20 protein-coding genes and 1 tRNA gene are annotated in these 20,568 nt (G+C 59.6%); 14 read left to right on the top strand and 7 right to left on the bottom strand.

The window, feature by feature from the left end; genetic code table 11:
• Positions 1-164 precede the first annotated feature (164 nt).
• A complete protein-coding gene (locus tag KOM00_RS09435) occupies positions 165-302 on the bottom strand; it encodes a hypothetical protein (protein ID WP_216498669.1) in 138 nt (45 codons plus the stop codon).
• Between the two features lie 59 nt (positions 303-361).
• Here KOM00_RS09435 and KOM00_RS09430 point away from each other — a divergent pair, with 59 nt between their 5' ends.
• From KOM00_RS09430 to KOM00_RS09415, 4 genes are all read left to right on the top strand, one after another.
• The gene (locus tag KOM00_RS09430) at positions 362-1,591 is read left to right on the top strand and encodes a radical SAM protein (protein ID WP_328758281.1); all 1,230 of its coding nucleotides are present in this window, start codon (positions 362-364) and stop codon (positions 1,589-1,591) included.
• Between the two features lie 47 nt (positions 1,592-1,638).
• Positions 1,639-2,067, top strand: a complete 429-nt coding sequence (locus KOM00_RS09425) for a hypothetical protein (protein WP_216498667.1) — start codon at positions 1,639-1,641, stop codon at positions 2,065-2,067.
• A gap of 272 nt (positions 2,068-2,339) precedes the next feature.
• The gene (locus KOM00_RS09420) at positions 2,340-2,783 is read left to right on the top strand and encodes a hypothetical protein (RefSeq protein WP_216498666.1); all 444 of its coding nucleotides are present in this window, start codon (positions 2,340-2,342) and stop codon (positions 2,781-2,783) included.
• A gap of 10 nt (positions 2,784-2,793) precedes the next feature.
• A complete protein-coding gene (locus tag KOM00_RS09415) occupies positions 2,794-3,360 on the top strand; it encodes a hypothetical protein (RefSeq protein ID WP_216498665.1) in 567 nt (188 codons plus the stop codon).
• A gap of 80 nt (positions 3,361-3,440) precedes the next feature.
• Here the strand turns inward: KOM00_RS09415 and KOM00_RS09410 are convergent, their stop codons facing one another.
• The 5 genes from KOM00_RS09410 to truD form a co-directional block, all read right to left on the bottom strand.
• The gene (locus KOM00_RS09410) at positions 3,441-4,151 is read right to left on the bottom strand and encodes a VIT1/CCC1 transporter family protein (RefSeq protein ID WP_236026853.1); all 711 of its coding nucleotides are present in this window, start codon (positions 4,149-4,151) and stop codon (positions 3,441-3,443) included.
• 591 nt (positions 4,152-4,742) lie between these two features.
• On the bottom strand, positions 4,743-5,117 hold the full coding sequence (locus KOM00_RS09405; RefSeq protein WP_216498664.1) for a response regulator: 375 nt from the start codon (positions 5,115-5,117) through the stop codon (positions 4,743-4,745).
• A 544-nt stretch (positions 5,118-5,661) separates the two neighbouring features.
• Positions 5,662-5,736 (bottom strand) — tRNA-Gln (locus KOM00_RS09400).
• Positions 5,737-5,752: 16 nt separating this feature from the next.
• Complete coding sequence (ispE, locus tag KOM00_RS09395) at positions 5,753-6,595, bottom strand: 4-(cytidine 5'-diphospho)-2-C-methyl-D-erythritol kinase (protein WP_216498663.1); 843 nt, start codon at positions 6,593-6,595, stop codon at positions 5,753-5,755.
• Positions 6,596-6,629: 34 nt separating this feature from the next.
• Positions 6,630-7,826 (bottom strand): tRNA pseudouridine(13) synthase TruD, encoded by a 1,197-nt coding sequence (gene truD, locus KOM00_RS09390; protein WP_216498662.1) that lies wholly within the window; start codon positions 7,824-7,826, stop codon positions 6,630-6,632.
• A 320-nt stretch (positions 7,827-8,146) separates the two neighbouring features.
• Between truD and KOM00_RS09385 the strand changes: the two genes are divergently transcribed.
• Entirely contained in the window at positions 8,147-11,110 is a 2,964-nt protein-coding gene (locus KOM00_RS09385; RefSeq protein ID WP_216498661.1) for an NAD-glutamate dehydrogenase domain-containing protein, read from the top strand.
• Between the two features lie 73 nt (positions 11,111-11,183).
• Here KOM00_RS09385 and trmB read toward each other — a convergent pair whose 3' ends face one another.
• A complete protein-coding gene (gene trmB, locus KOM00_RS09380; RefSeq protein ID WP_216498660.1) occupies positions 11,184-11,807 on the bottom strand; it encodes a tRNA (guanosine(46)-N7)-methyltransferase TrmB in 624 nt (207 codons plus the stop codon).
• A gap of 524 nt (positions 11,808-12,331) precedes the next feature.
• On the opposite strand from trmB, the gene KOM00_RS09375 reads away from it, so the two are divergent.
• The 9 genes from KOM00_RS09375 to KOM00_RS09335 all read left to right on the top strand — a co-directional run bounded on the left by KOM00_RS09375 (position 12,332) and on the right by KOM00_RS09335 (position 20,491).
• Positions 12,332-13,762 carry a DEAD/DEAH box helicase gene (locus KOM00_RS09375; protein ID WP_216498659.1) on the top strand — a complete coding sequence of 477 codons (1,431 nt, stop codon included), beginning with the start codon at positions 12,332-12,334 and terminating at the stop codon, positions 13,760-13,762.
• Positions 13,759-14,763 (top strand): helix-turn-helix transcriptional regulator, encoded by a 1,005-nt coding sequence (locus KOM00_RS09370; protein WP_216498658.1) that lies wholly within the window; start codon positions 13,759-13,761, stop codon positions 14,761-14,763. The genes KOM00_RS09375 and KOM00_RS09370 overlap by 4 nt, the downstream gene beginning before the upstream one ends.
• Before the next feature lie 103 nt (positions 14,764-14,866).
• On the top strand, positions 14,867-15,157 hold the full coding sequence (locus KOM00_RS09365) for a type II toxin-antitoxin system RelE/ParE family toxin (RefSeq protein ID WP_216498657.1): 291 nt from the start codon (positions 14,867-14,869) through the stop codon (positions 15,155-15,157).
• 9 nt (positions 15,158-15,166) lie between these two features.
• Positions 15,167-15,460 carry an addiction module antidote protein gene (locus KOM00_RS09360; protein ID WP_216498656.1) on the top strand — a complete coding sequence of 98 codons (294 nt, stop codon included), beginning with the start codon at positions 15,167-15,169 and terminating at the stop codon, positions 15,458-15,460.
• A gap of 179 nt (positions 15,461-15,639) precedes the next feature.
• Entirely contained in the window at positions 15,640-16,800 is a 1,161-nt protein-coding gene (locus KOM00_RS09355) for a class I SAM-dependent methyltransferase (protein WP_216498655.1), read from the top strand.
• Positions 16,797-17,429, top strand: coding sequence for an HAD family hydrolase (locus KOM00_RS09350; protein ID WP_239027621.1), 633 nt, complete (start codon positions 16,797-16,799; stop codon positions 17,427-17,429). Before KOM00_RS09355 ends, KOM00_RS09350 begins: the two co-directional genes overlap by 4 nt.
• A 60-nt stretch (positions 17,430-17,489) precedes the next feature.
• Entirely contained in the window at positions 17,490-18,890 is a 1,401-nt protein-coding gene (locus KOM00_RS09345) for an aspartate ammonia-lyase (protein ID WP_216498653.1), read from the top strand.
• A 105-nt stretch (positions 18,891-18,995) separates the two neighbouring features.
• Positions 18,996-19,217 (top strand): NifU family protein, encoded by a 222-nt coding sequence (locus tag KOM00_RS09340; protein WP_216498652.1) that lies wholly within the window; start codon positions 18,996-18,998, stop codon positions 19,215-19,217.
• An 86-nt stretch (positions 19,218-19,303) separates the two neighbouring features.
• Complete coding sequence (locus tag KOM00_RS09335) at positions 19,304-20,491, top strand: phospholipase D-like domain-containing protein (RefSeq protein WP_216498651.1); 1,188 nt, start codon at positions 19,304-19,306, stop codon at positions 20,489-20,491.
• The last annotated feature ends 77 nt before the right edge of the window (positions 20,492-20,568 follow it).

The following is a 20,568-nucleotide window of genomic DNA, read 5'->3' as shown; positions in this document are numbered from 1 at the left end:
CCAATGTTGATGACCATCTAAACAATGTTGATGACCATCTAAACAATGTTGATGACCATCTAAACAATGTTGATACCCATCGCAGCAATGTTGATGACTATCAAAACAATGTTTATGACCATCGCAACAATGTTTATTACCATCGCAACAGTGTTGATGACCATCTAAACAATGATGATGACCATCACAGCAGTGTTGATGACCATCAAAACGATGTTGATGACCATCGCAGCAGTGTTGATGACCATCGCAACGATGTTGATACCGGCCACAACGGTGTCGCCTCTGACGGCCCACATCACGGCTTGACTCCCACCTGGGCCGCGATACCATTAGCATGTTTTAATTTTATTCCGTCGCAATGCCCGGCACTTCTAACCTCGGAGGGATGAACATGACTGTTGGCAACGCCACTTTGGAGAGGCTCTTTCGCAAAATTTCGAACGTTTCCATGCTGCTCACCGATCGCTGCAATTTGCGGTGCTCGTATTGTTTCATCGACTGCACGCCTGCCAACGATTCAAGGATGTCGCTCGACACCGCAAAGGAGATAGCCCGTCTCCTGGTCGCGAATTCCCAGTACCCACAAGTAGTCCTGCATTTATACGGCGGCGAACCGTTGCTGGTCGAGGACGCCTGGATCGCGGAGTTCGTCGCCTATGCCAGGGCGCTTGGCCAACAGCAGGGCAAAGGAGTGATCTTTCCCCTGAGTACGAACGGGACGCTGCTGGATGAGGAGCGCATGGTGAGGCTGCACGACCTCGGCGTCTCGTTCTCGATAAGCTGCGACGGGCCGCCCCATATCCACGACGCCTGTCGCGAGGGTGGAGCGAAGATCCACGAACTGTTCGGGGCGGCACGCAAGCGGAACATTCAGGTGGGCGTGGTCACCACCATAAACAGGCACAACTGCGACAGGATGCCGGAAGTAATGGAGTATCTGCGTGAGCAGGGGGTGGCGGGGATGATCTCGAACTTCGTGGTCGCGCAGGGACGTGGCGATGCCGAGCAACTTTCAGCGGACCAGATGTACCGGAGCACCGTCGCGATGATAGAGCACATGCTGAAGACCGACTTGTCCGTGGACGACATGAGGATCGGGAGACTCGCCTACCAATTCCTCTGCGCCAGCCATGGCAACGCCTCCCAGCCGCAGTGGAACCGCTCCTGCGACTCGGCGGAGGACAAGGTCGGCATAGATGCAGAGGGGAACATCTTCGTGTGCGGTGGAACCAGGAACAGGGATTACCTGCTCGGCCGGTTGGGCGAGGAGATCGACGAATGCGGGGTACAACGGCTGCGCGACAACTTCCCCAGGAAAGGAACATGGTATATCCGCTGCTTCGATTGCAAGGCCAACCACTTCTGCACCCACGGCTGCCCCATATCCTGCGACCTTTCCGAAAACTTCCGGGAGAACCATTGCAACTACACCAGGCAGATGTGGACCTACTTCGGCAACAACCCCGATCAGGCCCGGAAGCTTCACGAGATGACCATGCGAAAAATGCAGCAGTGCATGAAACCACCGACAGCGACAGACGGCGACCACCGATGTCAGATCGAGGTCGGAGCACAAGGAGGAGAGTAGCACCTGCTGTCCAACGCGTAACCACAACAGGAAAAAGGAGGATGAACATGATTACCAGAGGACTAGACGGCACTTTTTACGAGATTCCTGACGACATGGCCGACCAGTACAAGGTCCCCCCAGAAGAGGTCCAGGCAAAACTTGGATCAGGATGCGGGTATTCCCAAAACGTCCAGATGGGAATGGGGCAGCAGATGATGGGTCCTCAGAGCAGCGGCAGCCCCCAGGGGGTGGTGATAAACGTCATCAACCCCACCGCCGTGCAGAACCCGATGATGGGCAGCCAGCAGCCCCCGCAACAGCAGGGATCGAAGTCCTTCCTGCAGAGTGCAGGAGAAGGAGCCCAAGCAGAGGGCGCCGCAGGACAGCTGACCGGGACCTGTTATAGCTGCTACAGTTGCTACTGCTACAGTTGCTACTGCTACAGCTGTTACTGCTACAGGACCTGCTACAGCTGCTACGTCCAGCCGGTCTAGACGCCGGCGACGGCATCTCTACATCATCCACACGATCATGAGAGAAATAGACGTATCGCCCGAGGGATTGGCCAGAAGGCCGATCCCTTTTCATTATGCAAGAGGACCTGCTCGAGATCCTTGTGGCGTCGTAAAAACCATTCAGCAGGGTCACCCTTGCTCCCAGATTTAATCGTTTATAATCCACCTCTCAATTGACATCTCAGATGGCGGGTATAAAGAAAATCTTGAGTACGCATCAGTAGTGATCCCAATCAAGGAGGAACTGCCCCATGTTAAAAAAACTCGGCTATTTCCTGCTTTTAGGTGTATCGCTGACTGTCACGGCTGGCTGTGCAAACCGTGCCACAGGGACACTGACTGCCGGCGTAGATTTGGGCAAACTCAAGACCTTCTATGTCGTACAGGCGCCCGACGACAAAAGGAACACCTACCAACTCATCAAGGAAAATTTGGAAAAGCGGGGATTCGGCGCAACCACCGGTCCAGAGTTGAAGCCACCATACCAAAGCGACGCCGTGGTTACCTACGCCGATAAGTGGATGTGGGATATCACGATGTACATGCTTGAGCTTACCATCATCTTCCGGGATCCTAAGACCGACTTCCCCTTAGCCACCGGCAATTCCCTCCACGCCTCCCTGACCAGAAAACCTCCTGCGGATATGGTTGATGAAGTACTGACCAACATCTTTAACGCGAAGCCGGCTAAATAAGGAGGACGCCATGCGCCAGAGAGATGGAAGTCCCGAAGACGCCACACTCATATCGAAGCTACTGATTCTCTTTCTCTGTGTCTCCGCGCTCATGGTTGCCGGTTGTTGCACCACGGCAACGCACGAAGGGATGACCCCGACCACCTTTGAAACAGGAGCGAAGAACCAGAAAACGGTGGGCGTTGACGTGGGAGGGGGCAAGGAACTCGACGAGTTGGGGAGGACACGGATATCGAACGAGGAGTTCAAGAAGGCGCTGCTGGCCGCCATAACCAAGTCAGGTACTTTTTCACGGACCGTTGAAGGCAAGGAGGGTGACTACCTTCTCTCGGTGATGATTTTCTCAATGGAGCAACCGGTTTTCGGGTTGTCCTTTACCGTGAAGATGGAGGCTGGTTGGACGCTGAAGCGGGTCGCCACCGGCGAAACGGTGTGGCAGGAATCGATCAAATCTGAACATACCGCAACAACGGGGGATGCATTTATCGGTGCCACCCGCCTGAGATTGGCGACAGAAGGCGCAGGGCGGAAGAACATCAGTCAGGGGCTTGCGAAAATTTCGAAACTAAGCCTCTGATACCAGTGTAGCCATAGAGGTGGTACGGCTTTAGAGGCACAGTCATCGAAGCAACCTATGGCATGGTTGGGCCATATTACTCAGACAACCGTGCCGAAGAGCTTACCGACGCCAGCGGTTAGTCCCATTGCTAACGCCCCCCAGAAAGCGACACGAATTGCACCCTTCACAATAGGCGCGCCACCGGCGTATGCTGCGGTTGCCCCCAGTATGGCTAAAGTAACCAGCGCGGTCGCAGATAAAACCTCGGTAACCCAGGCTGTAGGAGCGAGCAACAGAGCTACTATCGGAACAATGGCACCCACCGCGAAAGAAATGGCAGACGCGAGAGCAGCTTGAACCGGCCGAGCCCGTAGGGTCTCGGTGATGCCTAGTTCGTCACGAGCGTGTGCCAAAAGTGCATCGCGGGACGTCAGCTTTTCTGCTACCAGGCGTGCTAACGGTTGATCGAGACCTCGGCTCACATAAATTGACGTCAACTCCGCGAGTTCGCTCTCTGGTTGAGTCTGTAGCTCGCTCTTTTCTCTTTTAATGTCTGCGCCTTCAGTATCAGCCTGCGATTGAACCGAGACATACTCGCCGGCCGCCATTGACATAGCTCCAGCTACCAGACCGGCTACACCGGTAAGCAGAATACTATTTTGTGGTGCTCCAGAGGCAGCAACGCCGACGACAAGGCTTGCGATCGAAATTGTTCCGTCATTAGCACCAAGCACGGCGGCTCGAAGCCAACCAATTCTGTTCGATTTGTGAGATTCGCCTTGAGGTCGCGGCATTATAAGAATCTCCATGTGTCTTACAGGCGGCGCTTGACTACCGGGCGACGCTTTATCGCCTGGTCATGGTCTGAGCGTCTGGTTGGGGGTAATTCTACATCAGATCGGGACTCGATTCGAGTCAAGAGACATCATGGTTACTCTACTTTGACCCGACTCGCTGATGAACGGTTATTGGTAACTACTCCCGGGAAGGAAAAGGGCATGGGCAACTTTATGAGGCGCTGATATGGATGAAAAAATCCGACCGGTCGCCTGATGTTGGCGAGAAAGGTAGAACAGAAGGGACGTGCGGGCTGTTAGACGAAAATTGGCTTGGGGCACCGGGATCTAAGCAGGTGGAACCGTTCCTTGCTCCAGTAATTCCAAGACTCGGTGATTGATGACATCGATGGCCTGGGTGGTCCGACCTGTTGGAGATGTGGCAGGTATCACCGCTTGTCAACACGCCGAAGGTTGACAGTTGCGAGCTGGTCGCACCGCTCTGTAGACGCGGGAGCATCCGCCTGCCGAGATTTTCTGGAGAGCTGCGGAACAGGAGCGCAGGAGGAGCGGGCGAATCACGGAACTGAGCGGAGGCCGGATGTAGAGATTGGCGCTTTGTTGCTAGTCACCAAGGCTCGAGCGAATGGCTTGAAGAAAGTCCGCAGGGGTGAAGGGTTTTGGGATGAGACTAACTCCATCGGGCGCTGGTTGATCTGAAGCATATCCGCTCATAAGAAGAACTTTGACGGATGGAGTGATGGTCCTCATTATCTTGATGCTCGACAAACCGTCCAGTCGAGGCATAACAATGTCTGTTACGACGAGCTTTATTTCTTGTACGTTGAGCTTGAATTTTTCAAGTGCATCTAAGCCATCAGCGGCCTGTATCACTTTATAACCGTGGCAAACCAGGAGGTCATGAAGCATCGACCGGATTTGGGCCTCGTCATCGACGAGAAGGATCGTGTGTTCGCTGGCAGGTTCTCCCTGTCTCATACTACTCCTCCTGTTCAATCCATGCTTAATCGACCGCTATATGTACATCAGCAAAAAGAAGCCAAAGGCTGCAGACACCTCTGAGGCTTCCTGCGTTTGAGAAGCGCGAATTTGAGTCAAAATGGTATCAACGCCCTGCAAAATCTCACCAGATGTGTTTCAGATGGAAGATTTGCAACAACGCCTCCACGAGAAGCTTGAGCGGGAACGCCAATATATCGTGACTTTGTTCTAATGTAAACATTTCTAATTCGTTACCTTACAGAGGTTCCTGATTTGGCGCTCATTGAGGATGGAGGAGAAGCAGAGGCTGATACGGGGCAAATGGGGTTGGGGGGCGTGGCGGGGCCGGGAAGAAAAGGGTCAGCCTGGAAGAGCAAGGTGTTGCAGCAAGAAATAAGCACAATAAGTTTCTTCAGGAGCTTCTGGCTGGGGGCGTTTCCCCTCCTGATGCAGCATCTGAATGCGTACCCAAAACGGTCACGAAAAAGGTCACCAAAGTAGAAACGGGCACTTACCTAAAAAGGTAAATGCCCGTTATTTTTGGCTGGGGCGCCAGGGATCGAACCTGGGAATGACGGGATCAAAACCCGTTGCCTTACCGCTTGGCGACGCCCCAATGATTTGTTTTTTTCCTACAGCGTCTGCACAGCTTCCGCGAACCAGCCTCGCTCCGCCGCTATCTCCGCTGCGGCCTTGCGGGCTACTGCCTCGTCCTCGAATATACCGAAGACGGTGGCGCCGCTTCCGGACATCAAGGAACCGCTTGCTCCGGCTGCCAGCAGCATGTCCTTCAACTCGTTCAGAAGCGGATGCTTTCCGCAGGTAACCGGCTCGAGATCGTTGGACAAGAGCTCGGCAACTTCTGCCGCGCTGCCGTACGAACCGCGAATTATAGTGGCAGCCCCTTTCGCTGTCAATATTAAATTTTGGTAGACCCAGGCGGTAGAGACATGGATCCCGGGATTGACCAGGACCACCCACAGTCTCGGCATCGACTCCATGGCGGTGAGCTTGTCCCCGATCCCTTCTGCCAGCGCGGTCTTCTTGAAGATGAAAAAGGGTACGTCGGCCCCGAGCTTCACACCTATCTCCATGAGCCGCTCGTCGGAAAGCCCCAATCCCAAAAGCTGGTTCACCCCCATGAGCACGGTCGCGGCGTCGCTGCTTCCCCCACCCAGGCCGGCCGCCACCGGGATCCGCTTGTCGATGGCGATGTCGATGCCTATCTCTTTTCCGGAAAGCTTCAAGAGTGCCTCGGCCGCACGCCATGCGATGTTGCCCGGCCCGTCGGGCACCCCCTTCTTGCCGCAGGTAACGCGGATGCCCGGAGTCTCGCTCAGGGCAATGCTGATCTCGTCGCAAAGGCCGACCCGCTGCATGACCATGCGCAGCTCATGGTAGCCGTCCGCCCTCTTCCCCAGTACGTCCAACCGGTAATTCACCTTGGCGGGCGCCAGCAGTTGCAGTTTTTCCACGATTTGCTCCTTACACCCCACAAAGGGACGCGATTTATTGATCTTTCATCACTTCGCCCAGAACGCAGGTGGCGTAGGCTCCGCGCGGCAGGGAGAAATCGAAAAGCAGATCGCCCCCATCCTGCCGCACCGATGCGGCCGAGAGCGGTACGCGCAGAGGGCGGCGTTCACCTTCCATGCGCAGCCCACCGGAAAGGTTGAAGCTCTCCGGTGTCAGCCCCTCGGCTGCCAGGATCCCGGCTTCCAGCTCACCTTGTGCACCCTTGGCTTCCATCATGGTGCAACCGAATATGGGGCCGGTCGCCGAAATCTCGAAGGTCTCGACCCGCGGCGCCTCGGCGGCGGCATCCTGCACCAGGAAACAGGCGCCGTTGTCATGCTTGAAGGCGATGTCGCCCTCTTCGATCCGATCGAGTCGCTCCAGCCTCTGTTCCAGCACCATGTCAAACAACGAGGACTGGAATGCGGAGAGGTACAGCCTTTTCATACGCGGCTGCACCGCGTGGAAAGCCTTCTCGTACGCGTCGGGACGCTGCTGCAACCGTCCGAGCAGCTCGCGCTCGGTCCGGAAGTGGCCGGGAAACAGGTGGAGGCTTTCCGCTAAATCTCCCTGCCGGTAAGCCTCGATGGCCTGACGCCAGCGTTCGTCGGTCACCTGCGCGGGGTCACCTATCAGGGTATCGACCGCGGCCTTGAAGTCGCGACGCAGCATGGCGGCACCGATGGCGTGGCTGTTCCCCTGCACGCCGTAGCGCTGCACGCCGAACCGGTTGGGTACGCCGCGAGTCGTCAGGACGGCAAGCACGGTCTCGGCCTGCGCCAGCGCCCCGGCTGCAACATCGCGAACCCTGATCTCGAAGCGGTTGCCCTTCAGATGACCAAGCCTCAGCTTGTTGCCGTGCAACACGGCGGAGAGCACCTTGATCCCCGGAACTTCGAGCGCGCGCACCTTCTCCGGCGCAACGCGGGGGATGGAGACGCTCTGGCGGGTGATGCCCACTGCGTCCTTCATGCCTGCGTAGCCGATGTCGCGCTCCTGCACCCCCAGCGCCTTGGCGAGACGGCGCACCGCTTCGAGGGTGGCGATGCCGCGCTTCTCGATGGCGACGTAGCAATGCTCCCCCTGCCCGCTGGGGAGGTACGCCGGAATCTCCTCGACGATGAAGTCCTCGGGGGTGTTCTTTATAGTGCCGCCGGTACCAGGTACCTCGGCGGTTAGATATCTCTGCACCGCTCCTCCATCCCGAACGTTTTATCGATCACGGCATCATACTCAGTCGGGGACCCCGTTTCAACTGGTTTTGTCACGGCAGCCAAATCGTCTTCCCTTCCTGATTTTGCCGAGTTCCTGCACGCCGATCCTGACAGATTCCCGCGACCGCTGCCCAAGTTACCTCGGAAGCGAGAATCTTCACCAACGGTGACAGCGAATGCCACGTTTACCCAGAACAAACTTTTTTTCAACCAGAAGCAAGATCGATTTAGCAAATGCCGTCGTCGCTGATATACTGGTTTCGAAGCAGTTATATCGAAGCTAAAGGGGAATGAAGCATGACCAGCAAGGCCAGTGTCAGAAGAAGCGCCGCCAGTGAGCTTTCCGAAAACCGCAAATGGCTGAGAGAGCAGATCAATCCTTACTTCTTCACGTCGATGCAGGACGAGCCGGAAGCACTGATGCTTCTGGAGCGCGAGCTTCGTTCCCTCAAGACCAACAGGCGCCTGATCCTGGCCGACCGCGACAAGAGCCTCATCCTGGCCAGGGTGAACGAGCCGGGATCCCTGTACGACTCGCTGCGGCACTTCCAGGACCGGGAGATCTCCTATGCCATGATCACCCACTCCGACGCCCCCATGCCGGAGATGAGCCAGGCCCTGGAGATTCAGCGCTTCGAGTTCGACCGCAAGAGCAACGAAGACATCCAGGCCTGGAGAGAGGTGCAACTCCCGCAGGGGCTGATGCGCAGGACCGCCGCGGAACTGCGCAGCACCTACCCTGAGTTCGACCTGAAAGAGTTCGACCGACTGCTCAAGATCCTCTGGCTCAACAACGAAAGCTACGTGAAGGTGGCCTCGCCGCTGCGCGTGGCCCAGGTGCTGCAGCTGCTGCAGAAGTCGAGCCGCAGCGGCGGCTTGTACCTGCACGTGGAGCCGACCCCGGACGTGAAGACATCGCGGGTCCATTTCGCGGTCGCCAACCCGCCCCAGAAGGAGTTCCTCCTGCAGCTCATGGAGGTGTTCAACCGGCTCGACCTCGGCGTGAACCGCGCCTACTGCCTCACCATCTCCAACGGGGTCCACCCCTATTTCCTGGGGACCTTCCTGGTGAACCGACGCTCGGGCGAGGTGCTGGAACCGGGCTCGGAGCTGTTCCGCAGGCTGCAGCAGGAGCTCTACAACACCCAGATCGTGTCGACCAAGAGTCACACCTACCGCGAGTTCGTCACCAACAACGTGATGACCGGAGAGGAAGCGTCCCTCGTGAACGCGTTCATCGCCTTCTGCCACACGAACCTCGCCCACAACCAGCCGGACCGCTTCGGCCCGGACGACGTGCAAAACGCCTTTCACGCGCACCCCGAGATGTCGCTGCAGCTCGTGAAGCTGTTCAAGGCGCGCTTCGACCCGGCCATAACCGAGAGCCATCCGCTCTACGGCTCGATCCTGGCAGAAACGGTGCAGGCGGTGAACGACTACAACACCGGTCACCGCTACCTGGACGAGGTGCGCAGGGCCATCTACCGCTGCTGCCTCATCTTCATCACCCATACCCTGAAGACGAATTTCTTCGTGCTCGAGAAACAGGCCTTCGCCTTCCGGCTCGACCCCACCTACCTCACCGAGCTCGGACCGGCCTTCACCGCCGACCTGCCGCAGGCCCTTCCCTTCCGGGTCACCTTCTTCTTCAGCCGCTTCGGGTTCGGCTACCACATCGGCTTCTCCGACATCGCGCGCGGCGGCTGGCGCACCGTCATCGCCCGCAACATGGACGACTTCATCACCAACTCGAACACCATCTTCAGGGAGAACTTCGTTCTGGCGCACACCCAGCACCTGAAGAACAAGGACATCTACGAAGGGGGCTCAAAGCTCGTGCTGATCCTGGACTCCTCCGACCTGCAGCGGGGCGGCGAGCGCCAGATGGAGAACTGGCGGCTGTACAAGCTGCAGCACGGCGTCACCAACGCCTTTTTGGACATCTTCGTCACCGACCACGGGGTGGCGAGGTCGCCTGCGGTGGTTGATTACTACCGCGAGGACGAGCCGATCGAACTGGGACCTGACGAGAACATGCACGATTCCATGATCGAGAACATCGCCCGGATCTCCAAGCGGCGCGGCTACATCCTTGGCATCGGCATCATGTCCAGCAAGGAGGTGGGGATCAACCACAAGGAATACGGCGTCACCTCAACGGGGGTGGTGAAGTTCGCCGAGATCACCATGGCCGAGTTGGGGATCGACATCTACCGCGATCCCTTCAGCGTCAAGTTCACCGGCGGACCCAACGGAGACGTGGCGGGCAACGCCATGCGCATCCTTTTGGAGCGCGCCCCCCACGTGGCGATCAAGCTGATCCTGGACGGGACCGCGGCGCTGTGCGACCCCGAGGGGGCGGATCGCAAGGAGCTCGGGCGCATCGTGCTGCAGCAGGATCTCGAGGCCTTCGACCCGCAGGCGCTGCACCCGGGTGGTTTCCTGCTCTACCGCAGTGGCAGCCGGCGCGACGGGCTGCGCGAACTGTACCGGAAGGTGACCAGGAGCGCGGAGGGGCTGAGGGAGGAATGGATCTCCACCGACGAGTTTTCCAGGGTCTACGCGAGCCTCCCCTTCACCGTGAAGACCGACCTCTTCATCCCGGCGGGGGGGCGTCCGGAAAGCATCGACAAGGACAACTGGCAGAGCTACCTGCTGCCCAACGGCACCCCTTCCGCGAGCGCCATCGTGGAGGGAGCAAACTCCTTCATCACCCCCGAGGCGCGCGTGCAGCTGCAGAAGAAGGGGGTCATCATCATGCGCGACGCCTCGGCCAACAAGTGCGGCGTCATCTCCTCCTCCTACGAGATCATCGCCAACCTGCTGCTCACCGAGCCGGAGTTCATGGCGCACAAGGAGCGCTACGTCCAGGACGTCCTGGAGATACTGGAGCAGCGCGCGGCGGACGAGGCGCGGCTGATCCTGAAGCGGCGCCGCGAGCAGCCTGGGCTTCTTTGCACCGAGATCTCCGACGCCCTAAGCGGCGAGATCAACGAGCACTACGCGACCATCTACCGCTTCTTCCAGAAAAGGCCGCAACTCTGCCTTCAGCCGATCTACAAGAAGGCGATCCTCTCGCACCTGCCCAAGATGCTCAGGGAGGAACCCAAGTACGCGAAGCGCATCAGGAACCTCCCGCAGAAGTACCTCTTCGCGATACTCGCCGCCGAGATCGGCTCTTCGCTGGTCTACCGCGGCGACCGGGAGGCGGATTTCGAGGCGACCCTCAAGGGGCACCTGATGCGGATGTTCGGGGAGTAGGCTGCGCAGGGTCAGACGCAAAAGAGGGGGGCCCTAAAGTCAGGGTCCCCCTCTTCTCGTCTTGTCCGCCTCCCTACTTCACCTTGTAGTGCATGAAGTAGATCTGCTTCCCTTCGGCCATGAACTTGCGCATGTACTTGGAGAGGTGGTAGCCGGGGAACTCGTGGCGGTACAGGTCCGGGAGGAACTGGTTCTCCAGCGCGGTCACCCCGGGGAGGGCGTTGGCGACGTCGATGCCGTAGTCGTCGAAATCGGTGGCGAAGAAGAAATCGGCACCGGGGACCATGTAATCGAGGAGGAATTCGATGAACTCCTTGTTCACCAGACGCCTTTTGCGATGCCGTTTCTTGGGCCACGGGTCGGGGCAGTTGATGTAGATCGCGGAGAGGCTCCCCTTGGGGATGCGCTCGGTGACGAAGGCGCGCGCCTCGTCACGGACCACGCGCACGTTGCCGACGCCGTGGCGGTCTATGCGGCGGCAGGTCTTGTCGCACCCCTTGTTGTAGAAGTCTATGGCGATGAAGTTGGTCTCCGGCTGGTCCAGCGCGGTCTTCAGCATGAAGTCACCCACGCCGCAGCCGATCTCCAGGGCGAGCCTGTTGTCGTTGCCGAAAATGCCCTGCCAGTCGGGAGGGGTGGGAAGGTCTTGAAGTCTAAGGTAGTTGGGGGATTCGATGTGGATGAAGGATTGCGTCATCTGTACCTCTTGCGTTTTTTGTCGCGGGGAACATAACACAAAAAACCGCGGCACGCAAAGCCGCAAAGCCGCAAAGGCATCAGGCACACGCAAAGACGCGAAGGGGCTAAAGAAGGAAGACGAAAGAAAAACCCGTTGGGTAACGCAAAGCGCAAAGGCGCTAAGAAGGCAACAACACACGCCCAACACAACCCCTAACGCAAAGACGCCAAGGCACCAAGACGCCAAGAAAGGCGATGCAGGGAAAGGACAGACACAGCTCATATGTTTCTTCGCGACTTTGCGGCTTTGCGTTAAATAATCTGTATTTAACCCACACCAGGAGAGAAGACCCTACGGAAGGAGATCAGGGGGAAGACGGGGGAACAGCCACGCTTTTGTCTTTGCGCCACAGCGGCTTGGCGTCTTTGCGTTAAATGCTATTTATTTCATACTACCCCTGCTCTCCTTTCTGTCATTGCCATTTTAGTCACAACATGCTAATTGTATCCGGTTGAAATAAGGCAAAAAAGGAAAACACAAACATGAAATTTTCAGAGCTGCAGCTGCCGGAACTGGTCCAGAAAGGCATCGACGAAACCGGCTTCACCGACTGCACACCGATACAGGAAAAGGCGCTGCCGCTTGCCCTCACCGGCAAGGACGTCGCGGGCCAGGCCCAGACCGGAACCGGCAAGACCGCCACTTTTCTTATCTCCATCTTCACGAGGCTTTTGAGCCAACAGAAAACCGGCGCCGAGCACCATCCCCGCGCACTGATCCTGGCACCGACCCGGGAACTGGTCGTCCAGATCGAGAAGGACGCCCAGTCACTCGGCAAGTACACCGGCTTCAACATCCAGGCCATCTACGGCGGCGTGGACTACATGAAACAGCGCGACGCGCTCAAAGCCGGCGCAGACATCGTGATCGGCACGCCGGGACGCCTGATCGACTACCTGAAGCAGAAGGTCTACTCGCTGAAGGACGTCGAGGCCCTGGTCATAGACGAAGCCGACCGCATGTTCGACATGGGCTTCATAGCCGACCTCCGCTTTATCCTCCGGCGCCTGCCGACCTACGAGAAACGCCAGAACCTCCTCTTCTCGGCCACCCTGAACACGCGCGTCATGGAGCTCGCCTACGAGTTCATGAACATGCCGGAAAAGGTCTCGGTGACGCCCGAGCAGATGACCGCGGAGCGCGTCGAGCAGGTACTCTACCACGCCTCCAGAAAAGAGAAGTTCCCCCTGCTGCTCGGCCTGCTGCGCAAGATGGGCATGGAACGCACCATGATCTTCGTCAACACCAAGCGGGAGGCGGAATACCTGCAGGACCGCCTGAACGCCAACGACTTCCCCTGCAAGGTGATCTCGGGCGACGTGGAGCAGAGAAAGCGGATGAAGATCCTTTCCGACTTCAAGGCGGGCGCGCTCCCCATCATGATCGCCACCGACGTCGCCTCGCGCGGCATCCACATCGAAGGTGTATCGCACGTCATCAACTACGACCTGCCCCAGGACTGCGAGGACTACGTGCACCGCATCGGCCGCACCGCCCGCGCCGGCGCAGAGGGGATGGCGATCTCGCTGGCCGACGAGGACGGCGCCTTCTACATCGAGGCGATCCAGGATTTCATCAAGCAGAAGATCCCGACCGAATGGGCCGAGGACGACATGTTCGTCCACGACTACAAGAGAACGGCCAGGCCTCCCCGCCGCACCGACGACAAGCCCGGCGGCAGGGGCGGCAAGCCCGGCGATCGCGGGGGGAAACCAGGACGCGGAGAAGTTCGCGGCAGAGGCGTCAAGTCCGGCCCCGGCAAGGAGAAGGCCGAGCAGAAGGAAGCCAAACCGGCTCCGGTGGAAAGCGCGCCCGCAGGTGAGTCCGCCACAGGTGATGCCGCGGCCAAGCGCAAACGCCGTCGCCGCAAGCCCAAGGCCACGACCGGCGAGCAGCAGCCCGAGCAGCCGTGACCGGAAAGGGACGTCCCCCGCGCAAATACTCCCAGGCGGGCAGGGTCCACGACGTGATTCGCCTCATCGAGGCGCGTCACGGCATCTCAGTGGCCGAACTCGCCGAGGAGACCGGTGTCAACAAGCGCACCATCCACCGCGACCTGGTCGCCATCCAGGAGGCGGGTTACCCGCTCATCTCGGACTGGCAGGACGGCGAAAAGGTGTACCGCTTCCTGACCCGCTTCAAGGACGTCCCTCCCATCAGCTTCACGCTGCAGGAGCTGATGACCCTTTCCCTTCTGCGCTCCCAGCTCGACCTCCTCAAGGGGACCCCCTTCATGGAGGAGATGCAGAGTGTCTTTCGCAAGGTGAACTCGGTGCTGCCGCCGCGCCTTGCCGCGCACATGGAGCGCATTGCCGAGGTCTCACTGCCGCTTTTGCAGGGCAAACGCGACTACTCGCGCTGCGCCGACTACCTGCAACAGATCCGCAACGCCCTTCTCTACCAGCACACCGTCGTCATCTCCTACCGCTCTCCCGGGCGCCCCGAAGCCGTCGACTACCGGGTCGATCCCTACACCCTGCTCTTCCAGAAGGGGGGCATCTATCTCCTGGGCTACGCGCAAGAGCGTGAGGCGCTGCGGACCTTCGCCGTCGAGCGCATCTGCGGCGTGGAGCCCTTGAAGGAGCGCTTCGAGATACCGGAAGGGTTCCATCCCGGCCAGGCGCTGGGAGAGGCCTTCGGCATCGTGGCGGAGCCCCCCATGGACGTGGTGATCCGTTTCTCCGCGTCCATCGCGCATGCCATCAGGGACCGCGTCTGGCACTCCTCCCAAAAGATCGAGGCGCAGCCGGACGGCTCGCTTGTTTTGAGCTTCCACGCCGGCGGCAAGATGGAGATCCTCGCCTGGCTTCTCTCCTACGGCGCCCACGCCGAACTCCTGAAACCTGCAGCGCTGCGCTTCGAGCTGGCAGAAATGGTCCAGGCGACGGCGTCCCTCTACCACAACGGTCAGTAGCCTCCCGCCCCCCAGCAACTGTTTCTTTCCTCCAGACGAGAGCAATGCCTGTCTTGAGGGACCACGGATTGACAATATGTATCCCGAAGGATACAGTCAAGGTATGCCAGAGATCCGGAAGACGGACACCTTCAAGAAGTGGCTCGACAACCTGCGCGACCTCGACGCCAAGGCGCGCGTCCTCGTCAGAATCGAGCGGCTGGCCTGCGGTAACGCAGGAGACATCAAGACAGTCAGTGATGGTGTATCTGAATTACGGATAGACTATGGCCCCGGCTACCGGGTTTACTTCACAAAACGCGGCAACCAGGTCATCATTCTTCTTGCCGGCGGTGATAAAAGCAGCCAGTCCCGCGATATCAAAAGAGCGCTGCACCTAGCGCTGAATCTTTAGGAGCTGAAAATGACGAAAACAACCACAAGTCGCTATGACGTTGCAGAACACCTTAGAACTCCCGAGGAAATGGCGGCATACCTGGAAGCCTGCCTGGAAGAAGCCAATGGTGATGCTGCGTTCATAGCAAAGGCTCTTGGTGATATTGCGCGTGCCAAGGGTATGTCGCAGGTGGCACGTGAAGCCGGTCTTTCACGCGAAAGCCTTTACAAGGCGCTCTCTGGAGAACGTGTCCCCAGCTTCGACACGATCCTGAAAATCATTGCAGCCTTGGGCCTCAAGCTGCACGCAGAAGCGCGTTAAGGCAGTTATCTCGACGACGTTTCCTTTATAGATCATGCACGCCCGAACAGGTGCGACCATCCCTCCCCGCTTGCCTCTCCCGGGTCTTGGCCGGATCGTTGACCGTCCCTCCCCCTGCCGCGTTGACAACCATTTTCGTTCCGTATATAAAAAGACCTTCAGATTCAGGAGGGCTTTTAATGGCAGAGGCAGCAGCAACGACGAAACTGGCAGAAATCATACTCAAACGAATCCGCTCCCGCGGTGACATCACCTTCGCCTCCTTCATGGAGAGCGCTCTCTACGAACCCGACCTGGGCTACTACACCTCCCCGGGGCGCAAGGTGGGCGCCGAGGGGGATTTCTACACCAGCATGAACGTGCACAGCGCCTTCGGCCGCCTGATCTCCCGCGAGATCGGCCGGTTCTGGGAGCTCCTCGGCTCGCCGGACTCCTTCACCGTCGCCGAAGCCGGCGCGGGTGGCGGCCAACTGGCCCAGGACATCCTGGACGCCATCGCCGAGGAGAATCCCGCCTGCTACGCCCATCTCACCTACCGCCTGATAGAGAAGGAGCCCTCCCTCCAGCAGGCCCAGGCCGCGCGCCTCGAGCGGCACGCCGGGCACCTGGCCTGGAGCTCTCCGCAGGAACTGGCCGGCGGCGCCCTCAAGTTCACCGGCTGCGTCATCTCCAACGAACTCTTCGACGCCATGCCGGTACACCTCGTCGAGATGACGGATGAAGGGCTCAGGGAGGTCTTCGTATCGGCGGACGCCAACGGTTTCCGCGAGCGGCTCCTAGCCCCGTCCACCCCGGAACTGGAAGCCTACCTGCGCAAGTTCGACGTGCGGCTCATGCCCGGCCAACGTGCGGAGATCAACCTGGCCGCACCCGCCTGGATCGCCTCCGCCGCCGCAACACTGGAGCGGGGATTCGTCCTTACCATCGATTACGGCTACCTCTCCGAAGAGCTCTACACCCCGCAAAGACGCAACGGCACACTGCTTTGCTACCACAAGCACAGCACCAACGAGGACCCGTACCAGCTGGTCGGCGAGCAGGACATCACCACGCACATCAACTTCAGCTCGCTGATCGAGGCGGGCAACGATGGTGGACTGGCAGCGGTCTGGTACGGCGAACAGTACCGCTTCCTCATGGGCGTGGGGCTGATCGAGGAGCTGATGAAGCTCGTGGCGCAGGCGAAGGACGAACAGGAGAGCCTGAAACACCGGCTCGCCATCAAGAAGCTGATGCTCCCGGAGGGGGGGATGGGCGACACCTTCAAGGTGCTGATCCAGGCCAAAGGGGTAGAGAACCCGCAGCTCCTCTGCATGAGGAAATGGGGGATGGGGCTGTGACCCGCCACCCCGGCCTTCGCGAACAGGTAAAGGCGATCGTTTTCGACCTCGATGGGACCCTGTACCAGGAGGAGCGGCTGGGAGAGGAGGTCAACCAAAGCGCCGTCCTCTACGTGGCGGACCTTAAGGGGGTCTCTGCCGCGCAGGCGCAAGCCCTCCTTGAGGCAACACGCGCTGCGGACGGCGCCGCGGGGACGCTGAGCCACGCCGTCATGACCCTCGGGGGGACCCTGCAGGAGCTGCATAGAAGGTTCGCCGCCGACTGCCATCCCGAAAGGCTTCTAAAGCCGGACCGCCGTGTCCGCGAACTGCTGCAGCTTCTGTCGACCCGCTTCCGGCTCCACCTCTACACCAACAACAACCGCGACCTTTCCGCACGGATCATGACGCAGATCGACGTGAACGGCCTGCTGGACCGGGTGTTCACCATCGAGGACTACTGGATCCCGAAGCCCGACCGCAGGATCGTCGAGGACATACTCTCGAAGATCTCTTGCCGTCCGCAGGAGACACTCTTCGTCGGTGACCGCTACCGCATCGACCTGGCGGTTCCCGAATCCCTTGGGTGCCACGTCTTCGAGATGAAGAGTACGGAAGAGCTGCTGACACTGGCGGATCTGGTACACTGATAGCGGAATAATGAGACAGAGACTCGGACCGGTTTAACATAAGAGAACGAGGAGCTAGTCATGACACACCGCTTGGAAAAAGACACCATGGGGCCCGTCGAGGTCCCTGACGGCGCCTACTACGGCGCCCAGACGCAGCGCGCAGTGAACAACTTCCCCATCTCCGGGCTCAGGCCGCACCTGGCCCTGGTGCGTGCCACGGTCAGGATCAAGAAATGCGCGGCCATCGCCAACATGACCACGCACAGGCTGCAAATGGATCTGGGCGAAGCCATCGTAAAGGCCGCCGACGAGGCGCTGGCTGGACAGTTTGCCGACCAGTTCGTGGTCGACCCGTTCCAGGCCGGCGCGGGCACCTCCCACAACATGAACGTGAACGAGGTACTGGCCAACCGCGCCAACGAGATCCTCGGGGGGAAACTCGGCGAATACGCCCGCGTGAACGCCAACGATCACGTCAACATGGCGCAGTCCACCAACGACGTCTTCCCCACCGCCATGCGGCTGGCGGCGCTGGAACTGGCACAGGAGCTCGACAACGAGCTGCGGGATCTCTCCGACGCCTTCGCCCGCAAGGGGATCGAGTTCGACCACATCCTCAAATCGGGGCGCACCCACCTGCAGGACGCGGTGCCGATCCGGCTGGGGCAGGAATTCAGCGCCTGGTCCATCGCCATCGCCAACAACCGCTCAGGCCTCGAGCGCACCTTCGCCGGACTCAGGGAACTGGGGATCGGGGGGACCGCGGTCGGGACCGGGCTCAACGCCGAGCAGGCCTTCATCGACCTGATCGTCGAGGCTCTTGCGAGAGAGACCGGCCAGGAGCTGACCCGCGGCGAGAGTCTCGTGGAGCGGATGCAGAACATGGATCCCTTCGTCGCCCTCTCTTCGAGCGTCAAGGGAACCGCGGTGAACCTGATCAAGATCGCCAACGACCTCCGCCTGCTCTCCTCGGGACCGCGCACCGGCCTCGCTGAAATCAACCTCCCCGCCATGCAGCCCGGCTCGTCGATCATGCCGGGCAAGGTGAACCCGGTGCTCCCGGAGGTGACCAACATGGTCTGCTTCCAGGTCATGGGGTGCGACCTGACCGTGGCGCTGGCAGCCCAGGCCGGGCAGCTGGAACTGAACGTGATGATGCCGGTGATCGCGTTCAACCTGCTCTTTTCCATGGAGATCCTGAAGAACTGCCTGCACCAGCTGACCACCCTCTGCGTCACCGGCATCACCGCCAACGAGGAGCGCTGCCGCACCTTCCTGGAGCAGTCCGTAGGGCTCGCCACGGTGCTCGCGCCGAGCATCGGCTATGCCGCGGCGGCCGAGGTCGCCAAGGAATCGGCCAGGAGCGGCAGGAGCATCCGGGACGTGATCCTGGAGAGGGGCATACTGACCGAGGAGGAACTCGTAGAGGTGCTGGCACCCTACCCTCTCACCACGCCCGGCGTGCACGGCAAGGATTAAAGGCGAACCCGCACCCCGCGCGGCGGGGTGTCGGCGGGCTTTGCAATTATTGTAAAAATCCTATAGACTCATACCATTCCAAACCAAAGTTCACTGGAGGAGTACATGACCGAAGAAGTAAAAGCAATTCTGGAAAGCATCAGGCCGGCGCTTCAGGCCGACGGCGGTGATGTTGAACTCGTAGAAGTAACCGACGACGGCATTGTCAAGGTGCGACTGGTTGGGGCCTGTGGCCACTGCCCGATGTCCACCATGACCCTCAAGATGGGGATCGAACGGACCATCAAGGACAAGATCCCCGGCGTCAAGGAAGTTGTCTCTGTCTAACGGGTACCCCCCTTAGTCGTAACACCCGAAGCGCGGAAGTAACCGGTTGACGTTATTTCCGCGCTTTTCGCTTTTGGATCAGGCCTATGTCCAGCGTGCGGCGAAAAAGAAAGCAATTGCTGTTTCAAACCGCGAAGTTCTTCGATTTCTTCCGGAGAAACACCGAGGCGGTTTCGTTTTTCGGCAACCGCGCCACGCTGTACCGCTACGGCTCCGAATTCTTCACCGCGCTCCTGGAGGCCCTCCCACTGGCCCGGGAAAGCATCTGCCTGGAGTTCTACACCATCGCCGACGACGAGACCGGGCGCATGGTGGCCGACGCACTGATCGCCGCGGCCTCGCGCGGGGTCCGGGTCTACGTGCTGTACGATTACATCGGCTGTTTCGAGACCCCTGCCGCCTACTTCAAGAGGCTCGCCAAGGGAGGCGTCAACTGCGCCCCCTTCAACCCGCCCCCCTTCAGCCGGGGGATCGCCTGGTTCGACAAGCGCGACCACCGCAAAATCGTCATCATCGACGGCTGGTGCACCTTCACCGGCGGCATGAACATCGCCGACGTCTACTCCGGCTTCGGGAAGAAAAAGACCAAGTGGCGCGACGTGGGACTGAAGATCGAGGGAGAGGCGGGAGTCGAGTTGCTGCGCCTTTTCCGGGAGACCTGGACCGGGGAGGTCGGCGTCCCGCCGGCAGGTACCGACCCCGCCCCCCTTCCCGAACTTGACGGCGATGCGAAAGTCATGGTAGTGAACGGCGGACCGCACCTGAAACGGAGCTTCATCAGGAGCGCCTTCAGGGTGGCCATCGCAGGCGCCTCCGAAAGCGTCACCATAGCGAGCCCCTACTTCATACCGGGACCGCGGGTGGTGAGGTCGCTCCTCAGGGCGGCAGGGCGCGGGGTGCGGGTGCGCTTGCTGCTTCCCTACAAGAGCGACGTCCCCCTGGTGCGTCTGGTGAGCCGGACCTACTACGGCCAGCTTTTGAAAAACGGCGTCGAGATCCACGAGATGGACCGCGCGGTGCTCCACGCCAAGGTGCTCCTCATCGACGGCAACTGGACCATGGTCGGCTCAGCCAACATGGACCTGAGGAGCTTCCACAGGAACTACGAACTGAACGTGGTGGTGGACAGCCGCGACTTCGGCGCCCAGGTCGCCGACATGCTGGAGAGCGACTTTGCCGGGGCCCGGTGCATCGTGCTGCACGAGCACGAGAGAAGGGGATGGCCGGTGCGCGTCCTTGAGCGCCTCTTCAGCCCGGTCGCCTGGTTTTTGTAGCACAATCGAACCTGATCGGAACGGGGCCAAGGAGTCGAGGGTTTCGCTGAAAGCCTCCCCTCTTGGCCTTTACCTGT

This window comes from Geomonas diazotrophica (assembly GCF_018919385.1).
GTDB lineage: Bacteria > Desulfobacterota > Desulfuromonadia > Geobacterales > Geobacteraceae > Geomonas > Geomonas diazotrophica.
Note: the sequence above shows the minus strand (reverse complement) of the source record. Positions and strands in the feature narration are given on the sequence as shown.

Coding starts and splice junctions, on each gene's coding strand:
- KOM00_RS09345 (WP_216498653.1), top strand. CDS start 17,490: ATGACACACCGCTTGGAAAAAGACACCATGGGGCCCGTCGAGGTCCCT.
- KOM00_RS09405 (WP_216498664.1), bottom strand. CDS start 5,117: ATGAGACAGGGAGAACCTGCCAGCGAACACACGATCCTTCTCGTCGAT.
- KOM00_RS09365 (WP_216498657.1), top strand. CDS start 14,867: ATGCCAGAGATCCGGAAGACGGACACCTTCAAGAAGTGGCTCGACAAC.
- KOM00_RS09425 (WP_216498667.1), top strand. CDS start 1,639: ATGATTACCAGAGGACTAGACGGCACTTTTTACGAGATTCCTGACGAC.
- KOM00_RS09375 (WP_216498659.1), top strand. CDS start 12,332: ATGAAATTTTCAGAGCTGCAGCTGCCGGAACTGGTCCAGAAAGGCATC.
- KOM00_RS09410 (WP_236026853.1), bottom strand. CDS start 4,151: ATGGAGATTCTTATAATGCCGCGACCTCAAGGCGAATCTCACAAATCG.
- KOM00_RS09335 (WP_216498651.1), top strand. CDS start 19,304: ATGTCCAGCGTGCGGCGAAAAAGAAAGCAATTGCTGTTTCAAACCGCG.
- KOM00_RS09385 (WP_216498661.1), top strand. CDS start 8,147: ATGACCAGCAAGGCCAGTGTCAGAAGAAGCGCCGCCAGTGAGCTTTCC.
- KOM00_RS09360 (WP_216498656.1), top strand. CDS start 15,167: ATGACGAAAACAACCACAAGTCGCTATGACGTTGCAGAACACCTTAGA.
- KOM00_RS09355 (WP_216498655.1), top strand. CDS start 15,640: ATGGCAGAGGCAGCAGCAACGACGAAACTGGCAGAAATCATACTCAAA.
- KOM00_RS09415 (WP_216498665.1), top strand. CDS start 2,794: ATGCGCCAGAGAGATGGAAGTCCCGAAGACGCCACACTCATATCGAAG.
- KOM00_RS09420 (WP_216498666.1), top strand. CDS start 2,340: ATGTTAAAAAAACTCGGCTATTTCCTGCTTTTAGGTGTATCGCTGACT.
- KOM00_RS09430 (WP_328758281.1), top strand. CDS start 362: ATGCCCGGCACTTCTAACCTCGGAGGGATGAACATGACTGTTGGCAAC.
- KOM00_RS09340 (WP_216498652.1), top strand. CDS start 18,996: ATGACCGAAGAAGTAAAAGCAATTCTGGAAAGCATCAGGCCGGCGCTT.
- trmB (WP_216498660.1), bottom strand. CDS start 11,807: ATGACGCAATCCTTCATCCACATCGAATCCCCCAACTACCTTAGACTT.